Here is a 12,047-nt window from a genome sequence, read left to right as displayed (position 1 = left end):
GTGTCCGCCCCGCGGTCCTCGGGCGGGGTCGCGGGCGGTCCAGTGAGGGGCCCGGCGAGCGGGCGGAGCCGCTTCCGAGCGGCCGCGCAGCGGCGGGGGGCGGTGGCCCAGTCCACCTCGTCCGTGGCCGGTTCGTGCTGCCGGTGCGAGGCGGTGCCTTCCGCGCGTTTTGACCCCGGCCCCGGGCGCCCGTATCTTGGTTGGTCGCGCCCCCTGCCGCGCCCTGACCTCGCACGTCAGGGTGCAGCCCCGGACTCCAGCCTCGCTGGGAACGCCCGGGCAGTTGTTCGTCAGAGGGCGTGGCAGCACCACCCGCCAGGGACCGCCTGGCCGGGACCAACGAACGAGTAAGGCTCCGTCGTGCGTACGTACAGCCCCAAGCCCGGCGACATCCAGCGTGACTGGCTCGTCATCGACGCCACCGACATCGTCCTGGGTCGTCTCGCCGTGACCACCGCGAACCTGCTTCGCGGCAAGCACAAGGCGATCTTCGCGCCCCACGTCGACACCGGTGACTTCGTCATCATCGTCAACGCCGAGAAGGTCGCCCTCTCCGGCACCAAGAAGACCACCAAGATGGCCTACCGCCACTCCGGCTACCCGGGCGGCCTCTCGGCCACCCCGATCGGTGAGCTGCTGGAGAAGGACGCCCGCAAGGCCATCGAGAAGGCCGTGTGGGGCATGCTCCCGAAGAACAAGCTCGGCCGCCAGCTGCTGAAGAAGCTGAAGGTCTACTCCGGCCCGACGCACCCGCACCAGGCCCAGAAGGCCGTCCCGTTCGAGATCACCCAGATCTCCCAGTAATCGAACCGCTTTCTAACAAAGTCTGAGTGAGGAACACAGTGGCTGACACCACCGAGGTCGAGGAGACCTACGAGGCCGACGAGCAGGGCGTTGCCTACAGCTCCGAGAGCGCCCCGTCCGCAGACGCGCCGGAGCACCCGGCCACCATCGCCCCCGGCGCGGCCACCGGCCGTCGCAAGGAGGCCGTGGCGCGGGTCCGGATCGTTCCGGGCACCGGCAAGTGGACCATCAACGGTCGCGACCTGGACTCCTACTTCCCGAACAAGCTCCACCAGCAGGTCGTCAACGAGCCGTTCGCTGCGCTGCAGCTCGACGGCCGCTTCGACGTCATCGCCCGCATCCACGGCGGCGGCATCACCGGCCAGGCCGGTGCGCTGCGCCTGGGCGTGGCGCGGTCGCTGAACGCGATCGACATCGACGCCAACCGCGCGACCCTGAAGAAGGCCGGCCTGCTCACTCGTGACGCCCGCGTCATCGAGCGCAAGAAGGCCGGTCTGAAGAAGGCCCGCAAGGCGCCTCAGTTCAGCAAGCGCTGATCGGGGCCACACCACACGTGGCTCGCATCTTCGGCACGGACGGGGTCCGGGGCGAGGCGAACGGTGTTCTCACCGCTCCTCTCGCCCTGGACCTTTCCGTTGCAGCCGCCCGCGTCCTCGCCGACCGCGGTGAGTTCGCGGGCCACCGCCCCCTCGCCGTCGTCGGGCGCGACACCCGCATCTCCGGGCAGTTCCTCGAGAACGCCGTGGTCGCGGGCCTCGCCTCGGCGGGCGTCGACGTCCTCCTCCTGGGCGTGCTGCCCACCCCGGGCGTCGCGTTCCTGACCGACTCGCTCGGCGCCGACCTCGGCGTGGTCATCAGCGCCTCCCACAACGCGATGCCGGACAACGGCATCAAGTTCCTCGCCCGCGGCGGCGTCAAGCTCGATGACGCCGCCGAGCAGGTCATCGAGGCCCGGCTCGGCGAGGAGTGGCAGCCCCCGACGGGCGCCGACGTCGGCCGCGTCACGCCGTACGCCACGGCCGTGCCCGAGTACGTCGACCACCTCGTCTCCACGACCAAGCCGCTGACCGGGCTGCGGGTCGTGCTCGACTGCGCCAACGGCGCCGCGTCGCAGGCCGGCCCGCTGGCGCTGACCGCCGCCGGGGCCACGGTCATCGCGACCCACGACCAACCCGACGGCCTGAACATCAACGACGGCTGCGGCTCCACCCACCTCGGTCCGCTGCAGGCAGCGGTCCTCGAGCACGGCGCCGACGCCGGCTTCGCCCTCGACGGCGACGCCGACCGGTGCCTGGCCGTGGACGCGGCCGGCGACGTCGTCGACGGCGACCAGATCCTCGCGGTCCTCGCCCTGGGCCTGCGCGACGCCGGCCGGCTCGCGCAGGACACGGTCGTGGCCACCGTGATGAGCAACCTGGGCTTCGTCCGGGCGATGCGGGAGGCCGGCATCGAGCCGCGCCAGACCAAGGTCGGCGACCGCTACGTGCTCGAGGAGATGAACGCCTCCGGCTACTCGCTGGGCGGCGAGCAGTCCGGGCACGTCATCATGAGCGACTACGCCACCACCGGGGACGGCATCCTCACCGCGCTGCACGTCCTGGAGCGGATGGTCGTCACCGGGCGCACGCTCAGCGACCTCGCCTCGGTCGTCACCCGCTTCCCCCAGGTGCTCCTCAACGTCCCCGGCGTCGACAAGAGCCGGGCCAGCACCGACGAGGTGCTGCTGGCGTCCGTGGCCGAGGAGGAGGCTCGCCTCGGCGACACCGGACGGGTGCTGCTGCGTCCCTCCGGCACCGAGCCGCTGGTGCGGGTCATGGTCGAGGCGGCCACCGAGCGCGACGCGCAGGAGACCGCCGAGCGGCTCGCCGCCGTGGTCCGGGACCGGCTGAGCCTGGCCTGAGCGGCGCCCGGCCCGAGAATCGCCTGGCAGGCGTCCCCCGGGGCTGCCTACTGTCGGCGGGATGAGCACGGTGCTGGTCGAGCGGGTCGATCCGGGCGACGAGGACGTCCTGCGCGCCTGGTGGGAGGTCGGTGCGCAGAGCGTCGCGCACGACCGGCCCTTCCCGGCCTGGCCGGCCTGGGAGGTGGCCCGCAGCCTCTACCCGCGACCGCGCTCCGACGTGGCCCGGACCCTGCTGGTCGCCCGCCGCGACGGCGTCGTCGTCGGGTCCGGGTTCCTGGTGCTGTTCCTGCTCGACAACACCCACCTCGCCGAGCCCGACGTGCACGTGCTCCCCGCGCACCGGCGGCACGGGGTCGGCCGCGCCGTGCTGGCGCAGCTGGAACGTCTCGCGGTCGCCGAGGGGCGTACGGCGCTGGTCGGCACCGCCTGCGCGCCGGTGGACGCCGAGAGCCCGTCGACGCTGTTCGCCGCGGCCTGCGGCTACCCGGTAGCGAACCGGGAGGAGACCAAGCTCCTCGACCTGCGCACCGCGCCGGCCCGGTGGCCGGCCCTGGACGCGAAGGTCGCGGCCGGGCTGGACGGCTACCGGGTCGAGGTCTTCGACACCCGGGTGCCCGACCGGTGGGTGGCCGAGTACTGCCGGCTGGTGGGCCGGTTCCGAGAGCTGGTCCCCAGCGGCGACCTCGAGCTCACCGGCGGCGACTGGACTCCGCAGCGGCTGCACGAGAGCGAGGAGCGGCACCGGGCGGTCGGCCGGGACTGGGGCGGCGTGCTCGCGGTGTCCCCGGGCGGCCGGCTGGTCGGCTGCCACGACCTGCTCGTGCCGGTCGCCGACCCCCGGGTCGCCTCCGTCGGCGGGACGATGGTGCTCCCCGAGCACCGGGGGCACCGGCTGGGTCTGGCGATGAAGCTCGCCGGCCACCGGCACCTGCTGGACCGGCATCCCGCCTGCACGGCGGTGGTCACCGGCAACGCGGGCGTCAACGCGCCGATGAACGCCGTGAACCAGGCCCTCGGTTACCGGGTCGTCGAGCGCTCGCTGGACGTGCAGAAGCTGGTGGGGGCGCCGGCGGGCTAGAGCTTGCGGAGCCGGACGTAGCGCACCGAGTGGTCGCGGTCCTTGCGCATCACCAGCGTGGCCCGGGACCGGGTCGGCAGGATGTTCTGCACCAGGTTGGGGCCGTTGATCGTGTCCCAGATCCGCTCGGCCTCGGCGGCGGCCTCCTCCTGGCTGAGCGCGGCGTACTTGGCGAAGTAGGACTCGGGGTCGCGGAAGGCGGTCTCGCGCAGCCGGAGGAAGCGCGAGACGTACCAGTCGCGGATCTTGTCGCGCCCGGCGTCGACGTACACGCTGAAGTCGAAGAAGTCGGAGAGGCCCAGGCCGGTGCGCCCGTCCTCGCGCGCCCGGGCCGGCTGGAGGACGTTGAGGCCCTCGATGATGACGATGTCGGGGCGCTTGATGACGATCTTCTCGTCGGGCACCACGTCGTAGACCAGGTGCGAGTACGTCGGCGCGAGCACCTCGTCCTTGCCGGACTTGATGTCGACGACGAAGCGCAGCAGCGCGCGCCGGTCGTAGGACTCCGGGAAGCCCTTGCGGTGCATCAGCCCGCGGCGCTCCAGCTCGGCGTTGGGGTAGAGGAAGCCGTCGGTGGTCACCAGCGCCACGTTCGGGTGCTCGGGCCAGTGCGCGAGCATCTGCTGCAGGACCCGCGCGGTCGTCGACTTGCCGACGGCCACCGACCCGGCCAGGCCGATCACGAACGGGGTGCGCGGCGGGTTGCGCCGGTGCAGGAACTCCTCCTGGTCGCGGTGCAGCCGGCCCGCCGCCCCGACGTACAGGCTGAGCAGGCGGCTCAGCGGGAGGTAGACCTCCTCCACCTCGCGCAGGTCCAGCGACTCGCCGAACCCGCGCAGGCGGCGGATCTCCTCGATGCTGAGCGGGTTCTCGGTCTCCGCCGCGAGGGCGGCCCAGGCCGCACGATCGAGCTCGATGTAGGGAGAGGCCTCCCGCGGGGTTTCGGGGGAGGTCGCGGGCACCTGGCCCGGGACGCCGCCGTGGGGGCCACCGGAGGACATGCGGGCGATTGTTGCAGCCGCGGGTCCTGGCGCGGGTGTGGCGTCCACCTCAACCCACCTGACTGCGGGTCGCAGGATTCGTGGGAGGCCGGTGGGGGCGCTCTAGCATGGGCCCCATGTGCGGCATCGTGGGCTACGTCGGTCACCAACAGGCTCAGGGAGTGGTGGTCGAGGGACTGCGACGGCTGGAGTACCGCGGCTACGACTCGGCGGGGATCGCGCTGGTCGACGGCGGCTCGATCGCCAGCGACAAGCGCGCCGGGAAGCTGGCCAACCTGGAGAAGGCCATCGCCGAGGCTCCGCTCCCGGCCTCCACCACCGGCATCGGTCACACCCGGTGGGCGACCCACGGGGCGCCGAACAACGCCAACGCGCACCCGCACCTGGGCGCCGTACGCCGCGTGGCGCTGGTGCACAACGGCATCATCGAGAACTTCGACGAGCTGCGCGCGCGCCTGGAGAACGCCGGGCACGTGCTGCTCTCCGAGACCGACACCGAGGTGGCCGCCCACCTGCTGGAGCTGGAGCTGGAGGCGGGGGTCGACCTGACCGTCGCCATGCAGCGGGCCTGCCAGCAGCTGGAGGGCGCGTTCACGCTGGTGGCCATCGACGCGCAGGACCCCGACCGGGTCGTCGCCGCCCGGCGCAGCTCACCGCTGGTGGTCGGGCTCGGCGAGGGGGAGAACTTCCTGGGCTCCGACGTCGCCGCCTTCATCGAGCACACCCGCGAGGCCCTGGAGCTGGGTCAGGACCAGGTCGTCACGATCACCGCCGACGCCGTCGAGGTCACCGGCTTCGACGGCAGCCCGGCCCGCGGCGAGCGCTACCACGTCGACTGGGACCTCTCGGCAGCCGAGAAGGACGGCCACGACTGGTTCATGCGCAAGGAGATCTTCGAGCAGCCGCGCGCGGTCGCCGACTCGCTGCTCGGCCGGCACAGCCGCGGCGGCCAGCTCCAGCTCGACGAGATGCGCCTCTCGGACCAGGAGCTGCGCGACATCGACAAGATCATCATCATCGCCTGCGGCACGTCGTTCTACGCCGGGATGGTCGCCAAGTACGCCATCGAGCACTGGTGCCGGATCCCGGTCGAGGTCGAGCTGGCCTCGGAGTTCCGCTACCGCGACCCGATCCTCGACTACTCCACGCTCGTGGTCGCGATCAGCCAGTCCGGCGAGACCGCCGACACCCTCCAGGCGATCCGGCACGCCCGGACCCAGCGCTCCAAGGTGCTGGCGATCTGCAACACCAACGGCTCCACGATCCCGCGCGAGTCCGACGCGGTGATCTACACCCACGCCGGCCCCGAGATCGGCGTCGCCTCCACCAAGGGCTTCCTGACCCAGCTGGTGGGCTGCTACCTGCTCGCGCTCTACCTGGCCCAGGTCAAGGGCACCCGCTTCGGCGACGAGATCGAGCAGGTCATGGACCAGCTCCAGGCGATCCCGGAGCAGGTGCAGAGCGTCCTGGACGACGCGGAGAGCATCTACGAGCTGGCGCGCGCCCACGTCGGCACCCGCTCGGTGCTGTTCCTGGGCCGGCACGCCGGATACCCGGTCGCCCTCGAGGGGGCCCTGAAGCTCAAGGAGCTGGCCTACCTGCATGCCGAGGGCTTCGCGGCGGGCGAGCTCAAGCACGGCCCGATCGCGCTCGTGGAGGAGGGCACCCCGGTGCTCTGCATCGTGCCCCCGCGCGGGCGCGACCAGCTGCGCGACAAGATGATCAGCGGCATCCAGGAGGTCCGGGCCCGTGGTGCCCGCACCATCTGCCTGGCCGAGGAGGGGGACGAGGCGATCGCGGCGTACGCCGACCACGTGGTGCGGCTGCCGAACGTCCCCGTCCTGCTCCAGCCCCTGGTCTCGGTCGTGCCGCTGCAGCTGTTCGCCTGCGAGCTGGCCACGGTGATGGGCCACGACGTCGACCAGCCGCGCAACCTCGCCAAGTCGGTCACGGTCGAGTGACCGCCTGATGGCGATCGTCGGGGTCGGGGTCGACGTGTGCGACATCGACCGGTTCAGCCACTCGCTGACCCGCACCCCGGGCCTGCTCGACCGGCTGTTCACGCCCGCCGAACGGTCCCGGCCGGTCGCCTCGCTGGCGGCCCGGTTCGCGGCCAAGGAGGCGCTGGCGAAGGCGCTCGGTGCCCCGACCGGGATGGCCTGGCACGACTGCGAGGTCGTCAACGAGTCCTCGGGCCGCCCGGTCCTGGAGCTGCGCGGCACCGTCGCCGCCGCGGTCGCCGCGGCGGGCGCCGCCCACGTGCACGTCTCGCTCTCCCACGACGCCGGGATCGCCTCGGCGATGGTGGTCCTGGAGTCCTGACGGAGCCCGGCCGGATGGCGCCCGGCTAGGTTGGCGGGCATGAGGCGGGCGCACACCGTGGACCAGGTCCGGACGGCCGAGGCCGCGGTGCTGGCGGTGCTGCCGGACGGCGCGCTCATGCAGCGCGCCGCGCACGGGCTGGCCTACGCCGTGCTGGACCTGCTCGGGTCGGCGTACGGGCGCCGGGTGCTGCTGCTGGTCGGGGCCGGCGACAACGGCGGCGACGCCCTGTACGCCGGGGCGGTGCTGGCCCGCCGGGGCGCCCGGGTGGAGGCCCTGCTGCTCAGCGAGCACGCGCACCCGGGCGGGCTCGCCGCGCTGCGGGCGGCCGGCGGGCGCGTCGTGGCCGCGGTCGGCACCCCGCCCGAGGTCGTCGTCGACGGGATCGTGGGCATCGGTGGGAGGCCCGGGCTGCGGCCGGAGGCCGTGGCCGCCCTCGCCGCGGTCGCGGACGTCCCGGTGGTCGCGGTGGACCTGCCGTCCGGTGTCGACGTCGACACCGGCGAGCTGGCCGGGCCGCACGTGCGGGCCGCGGTCACCGTCACCTTCGGCACGCTCAAGGTCGCCCACCTCGTCGACCCGGCGGCCTCGGCCTGCGGCGCGGTCCACCTCGTCGACCTCGACCTCCCGCTGCCGGCCGCCCCGGTCGAGGCGCTGCAGGCGCCGGACGTCGCGCGGCTGCTGCCGCGCCCCGCGAGCGACGCGCAGAAGTACACCCGCGGCGTGGTCGGCGTCCGCGCCGGCTCGCCGCGCTACCCGGGGGCGGCCCTGCTCAGCGTCGCCGGGGCCTCGAGCGGGCTGTGCGGCATGGTGCGGTACGCCGGGGACCCGGGCGTCGGCGACCGGGTCCGGGCGGCCCATCCGGAGGTGGTCGGTCCCGGCCGGGTGCAGGCCTGGGTGGTCGGGTCGGGCACCGACGACCGCGCCGCCGGCGAGCTGGCGGCGGCACTGGCCGACGGGGTCCCGCTGGTCGTCGACGCCGACGCGCTCGCGCACGTCGCCCGCCCGCTGCCGCCGACGACCGTGCTGACCCCGCACGCCGGGGAGCTGTCCGCGATGCTCGGCGCCGAGCGGGCAGCCGTCGAGGCGGCACCGCTCGCGCACGCCCGGCAGGCCGCCGACTCCTACGGCTGCGTGGTCCTGCTCAAGGGCCGGCACACGCTCGTCGCCGAGCCCGCGGGCCGGGTCCGGGTCACCACGACCGGGGTGCCGTGGCTGGCGACCGCGGGGGCCGGGGACGTGCTCGGCGGGCTGATCGGGGCGCTGCTCGCCGCGGGGCTGGACGCCTTCGACGCGGCCTCGGTGGGGTCCTGGCTGCACGGGGCCGCGGCGACGCTGGCGTCGGCCGGTGGGCCGCTGGTCGCCGGGCAGGTGGCCGCGGCGATCCCGGACGCCGTGCGGGCCCTTCCCCTGGGCTGAGCGTCCGGCGGATGTCGCCGGGTGGGAGAATGGGGGCCATGAGCCACCTCGCCCGCGCCGAGATCGTCGTCGATCTGGCCGCGCTGCGGCACAACGTGCGAGTGCTCTCCCGCCTGGTCGGGGAGGACGTCGCGATGATGACAGTGGTCAAGGCGGACGCCTACGGCCACGGCATGGTCGCCGCGGCCGGGGCCGCCCGGGAGGCCGGCTCGCAGTGGCTGGGCGTCGCCACGCTCGAGGAGGCGCTGGCGCTGCGGGCGGCCGGCGACAGCGGACGGGTGCTGTGCTGGCTGGCCGTGCCCGGCGAGGACTACGCCGCCGGCGTGGCCGCGGACGTGGACCTCTCGGCGTACTCCGTGGCGGAGCTGGACGAGATCGCCGCGGGCGTCGAGGCCGTGGGCCGGCCGGCCCGCGTGCAGCTGAAGGTCGACACCGGGCTCTCCCGGGGCGGCGCCGCCCGCGCGGACTGGCCGGCGGTCTTCGCCCGGGCCCGCGCCGGCGAGGAGGCCGGCACCTGGCGGGTCACCGGGATCTGGTCGCACTTCTCCTCCAGCGACGAGCCCGAGGACCCCGCGAACGACCGGCAGGAGCGGGTCTTCCGCGACGCGCTGGCGCTGGCCGACGAGGTCGGCCTGGACCCGGAGGTGCGGCACCTGGCGAACTCCGCCGCGGCCGTGCTGCGACCCAGCGCCCGCTTCGACCTGGTGCGCTGCGGGATCGCGTCGTACGGCCTGGAGCCGGCCCCCGGCCTGATGCCCGACCTCGGCCTGGTCCCGGTGATGACCGCCCGGGCCGCCCTCGCGATGGTCAAGCACGTGGCCCCTGGCGACGCGGTCTCCTACGGCCGGGCCTGGATCGCGGAGAGCGAGACCACGCTCGGGCTGGTCCCGGCGGGGTACGGCGACGGGGTGCTGCGCTCGGCGAGCAACGCCGCGGAGGTGCTGGTCGGCGGCAAGCGCCGGCCGGTGCGGGGGCGGATCTGCATGGACCAGTTCGTGGTGGACCTCGGCGGCGACGAGCCGGACCCGGGGGAGGAGGTCGTGCTGTTCGGCACCGGCCTCGACGGCGGACCCACGGCGACCGACTGGGCGCAGGCGAGCGGCACGATCAACTACGAGATCGTCACCAGGATCGGCGGCCGGATGACGCGGCGCCACGTGGACTCCGGGCTCGATTCCGGGATGGGTGCCGGGGTGGGCGCACCGTGAGGCCCAGCCGCGCGGTCGCAGGCGCCCTCGCGAGCGCGGCCGGGCTGGCCGCCGCCGGCGCCGCTGTGGGGGTGGCCCACCAGCGACGCTCCGCGACGCGCCGTCCCGACGACCAGGTCCCGTTCGGCAGCCTGCGCTCGGCGCCGCTGACCGTGATCGCCGACGACGGCGTCCCGCTCCACGTCGAGGTCGACGAGCCCCATGAGGCCCCCGAGTCCCCGGTCACGGTCGTGCTCGTGCACGGCTACGCGCTGACCCTCGACTGCTGGCACTTCCAGCGCGCCGCGCTGCGCGGGCGGGTGCGCACGGTCCTCTACGACCAGCGCTCGCACGGCCGGTCCGGCCGCTCCTCGCTGGAGAACGCCACGATCGAGCAGCTCGGCGAGGACCTGCGCCGGGTCCTGGAGGAGGTCGTGCCCGAGGGGCCGGTGCTGCTGGTCGGGCACTCGATGGGCGGGATGAGCGTGATCGCGTTCGCCGAGCAGCACCCGCACCTGTTCGGGGAGCGCGTGGTCGCGGTCGGGCTGATCTCGACGACGGCCGGCGGGCTCGACATCGGCCGGCTGCTGCTCCCGGTGGTGCCGGCGAAGCTCGGCCTGCCGCTCGCCCGGCGCACCGTCGCGGCGCTGGCCCGGCGCCACCGGGTGGTCGACGGGGTCCGCCGGGTCGGCCGCTCGGTCGCCCTGGCCGCGACCGACGTGTTCGCCTTCGGCGACCCGGTGCCCCACTCCTACGTCGACTTCGTCGACTCGATGCTCTCCGCGACGCCGTTCGAGGTGCTGGCCGAGTTCTTCCCCAGCTTCGGGGCGCTGGACAAGTTCCACGCCGTCGACGTGCTCTCCGACGTGCCCACGCTGATCGCCTGCGGCACCGCGGACCGGCTCACCTCGATCGGGCACAGCCGCAAGCTGCACGAGCGGATCCGGGACTCCCGGCTCGTCGAGTACGCCGGCGCCGGCCACATGGTCGTCCTCGAGCGCCACGAGCAGATCAACGCGGAGCTGGACCGGCTGCTGACGGCCGCGGCCGGGGAGCTCCCGCGCAGGACGGGCACCCGGTGAGCGAGGTCGTCGTCCGCCGCGTCGGGCCGGAGGCGGCTGCCGACGTGCTCGCGGTGGTCCAGGAGGCGTTCGCCGCCCGCCCCCCGCTCGACCCGCCCGCCGACGCACTCTCGGAGACCGTCGAGTCGATGGCGCGGCTGCTCGGCAAGCACGGCGGCCTGCTGGCCTGCCTGGACGGTCGCCCGGTGGGCGCCCTGGTCCTGGACCCGGTGGGCAGCACCATGTACCTGCGCCGCTTCGGCGTACGCCCCGACGCGCAGGGGCACGGCATCGCGCGCCGGCTCATCGACGCGGTCGTGGACGCCGCGGAGGGCTTCGACGACGCGACGGTCGTGGCGCGCGAGGAGCTGCCGGCGACTGTCCGGTTCTGGGAGCGGCAGGGCTTCCGCGAGATCGCCCGGGACTCGCCGCTGGTCGAGATGCGCCGGCCGCTGCGCACCTGCGTCTTCGAGGCGCCCGACGCCTCCGCGATGCGGTCCCTGGGCCGGTCGCTGGCCGGCCAGCTCGCGCCCGGCGACCTGATCGTGCTCTCCGGCGGCCTCGGCGCCGGGAAGACCACGCTCACCCAGGGCCTGGGCGCCGGGCTGCACGTGCGCGGCGACGTCACCTCGCCGACCTTCGTCATCGCCCGGGTGCACCCCTCGCTGGTCGGCGGCCCGGCGCTGGTCCACGTCGACGCCTACCGGCTCGGCGGGATCGAGGAGCTCGACGACCTCGACCTCGACACCGACCTGGACGAGGCAGTCACGGTCGTGGAGTGGGGCGAGGGGCTGGCCGAGGGGCTGACCGAGTCCCGCCTGGAGATCCGGATCGTGCGCAGCACCGAGGCCGGCCCCGAGGACGAGGTCGACCCGCGCCGGGTCGAGATCACCCCGGTCGGGCCGCGCTGGCACGCGCTGTCGTTCCGCGGCCTCGGCTGACGCCGTACCGGGTCAGGGACGGGTCAGGTGCCGGTCAGGCCTTCTCGCAGGCGATGCCGTCCTTGTCGCGGTCGCTCTTGGTGTTGGCGGCGTAGACCTTGCCGTTGCGCTTGAACGTCGTGACCGGCTTGCCGGAGGTCTGGTCGCGGGCGCCCGGCCTGCCGACCCCGTGGGGGTAGACCTTGTTGAGCGCCGTGCAGTTCTTGAACGTCCGGGGCTTGGCCGCCTCGGCGGGGGACGCGATCAGGGTGGCCGGCACGGCGGCGAGGACGAGACCGAGGACGGTCGCGGCGGCGGGGATGGAGCGGGGCATCTGTTCCTCCTGGAGTCG

The 12,047-nt window shown here is 74.2% G+C and carries 12 protein-coding genes; 10 read left to right on the top strand and 2 right to left on the bottom strand.

What is annotated here, in order from left to right; genetic code table 11:
• Positions 1–360 precede the first annotated feature (360 nt).
• The 4 genes from rplM to EBO35_RS15990 all read left to right on the top strand — a co-directional run bounded on the left by rplM (position 361) and on the right by EBO35_RS15990 (position 3,785).
• Complete coding sequence (gene rplM, locus EBO35_RS16005; RefSeq protein ID WP_122818605.1) at positions 361–804, top strand: 50S ribosomal protein L13; 444 nt, start codon at positions 361–363, stop codon at positions 802–804.
• Between the two features lie 38 nt (positions 805–842).
• A complete protein-coding gene (gene rpsI / locus EBO35_RS16000) occupies positions 843–1,340 on the top strand; it encodes a 30S ribosomal protein S9 (protein ID WP_122818604.1) in 498 nt (165 codons plus the stop codon).
• A gap of 17 nt (positions 1,341–1,357) precedes the next feature.
• On the top strand, positions 1,358–2,704 hold the full coding sequence (glmM, locus tag EBO35_RS15995; RefSeq protein WP_122818603.1) for a phosphoglucosamine mutase: 1,347 nt from the start codon (positions 1,358–1,360) through the stop codon (positions 2,702–2,704).
• Between the two features lie 61 nt (positions 2,705–2,765).
• On the top strand, positions 2,766–3,785 hold the full coding sequence (locus EBO35_RS15990) for a GNAT family N-acetyltransferase (RefSeq protein WP_122818602.1): 1,020 nt from the start codon (positions 2,766–2,768) through the stop codon (positions 3,783–3,785).
• Here the strand turns inward: EBO35_RS15990 and coaA are convergent.
• Complete coding sequence (gene coaA, locus EBO35_RS15985) at positions 3,782–4,786, bottom strand: type I pantothenate kinase (protein ID WP_122818601.1); 1,005 nt, start codon at positions 4,784–4,786, stop codon at positions 3,782–3,784. The two genes, EBO35_RS15990 and coaA, sit on opposite strands and share 4 nt — an antisense overlap.
• A 116-nt stretch (positions 4,787–4,902) precedes the next feature.
• Here coaA and glmS point away from each other — a divergent pair, with 116 nt between their 5' ends.
• The 6 genes from glmS to tsaE are packed head-to-tail and all read left to right on the top strand — an operon-like array spanning position 4,903 to position 11,716.
• A complete protein-coding gene (glmS, locus tag EBO35_RS15980; RefSeq protein WP_122818600.1) occupies positions 4,903–6,747 on the top strand; it encodes a glutamine--fructose-6-phosphate transaminase (isomerizing) in 1,845 nt (614 codons plus the stop codon).
• Positions 6,748–6,754: 7 nt separating this feature from the next.
• On the top strand, positions 6,755–7,108 hold the full coding sequence (locus tag EBO35_RS15975; RefSeq protein WP_122818599.1) for a holo-ACP synthase: 354 nt from the start codon (positions 6,755–6,757) through the stop codon (positions 7,106–7,108).
• Positions 7,109–7,147: 39 nt separating this feature from the next.
• Entirely contained in the window at positions 7,148–8,527 is a 1,380-nt protein-coding gene (locus tag EBO35_RS15970; RefSeq protein ID WP_122818598.1) for a bifunctional ADP-dependent NAD(P)H-hydrate dehydratase/NAD(P)H-hydrate epimerase, read from the top strand.
• Positions 8,528–8,565: 38 nt separating this feature from the next.
• The gene (alr, locus tag EBO35_RS15965; protein ID WP_122818597.1) at positions 8,566–9,735 is read left to right on the top strand and encodes an alanine racemase; all 1,170 of its coding nucleotides are present in this window, start codon (positions 8,566–8,568) and stop codon (positions 9,733–9,735) included.
• A complete protein-coding gene (locus tag EBO35_RS15960) occupies positions 9,732–10,796 on the top strand; it encodes an alpha/beta fold hydrolase (protein WP_122818596.1) in 1,065 nt (354 codons plus the stop codon). The genes alr and EBO35_RS15960 overlap by 4 nt, the downstream gene beginning before the upstream one ends.
• Positions 10,793–11,716 carry a tRNA (adenosine(37)-N6)-threonylcarbamoyltransferase complex ATPase subunit type 1 TsaE gene (gene tsaE / locus EBO35_RS15955; protein WP_122818595.1) on the top strand — a complete coding sequence of 308 codons (924 nt, stop codon included), beginning with the start codon at positions 10,793–10,795 and terminating at the stop codon, positions 11,714–11,716. Before EBO35_RS15960 ends, tsaE begins: the two co-directional genes overlap by 4 nt.
• A gap of 34 nt (positions 11,717–11,750) precedes the next feature.
• Here tsaE and EBO35_RS15950 read toward each other — a convergent pair whose 3' ends face one another.
• Positions 11,751–12,029 (bottom strand): excalibur calcium-binding domain-containing protein, encoded by a 279-nt coding sequence (locus tag EBO35_RS15950; protein WP_122818594.1) that lies wholly within the window; start codon positions 12,027–12,029, stop codon positions 11,751–11,753.
• Between the last annotated feature and the right edge of the window lie 18 nt (positions 12,030–12,047).

It is taken from the genome of Nocardioides pantholopis (genome assembly GCF_003710085.1).
GTDB lineage: Bacteria > Actinomycetota > Actinomycetes > Propionibacteriales > Nocardioidaceae > Nocardioides > Nocardioides pantholopis.
This window is presented reverse-complemented; position numbering and strand designations above follow the sequence as displayed.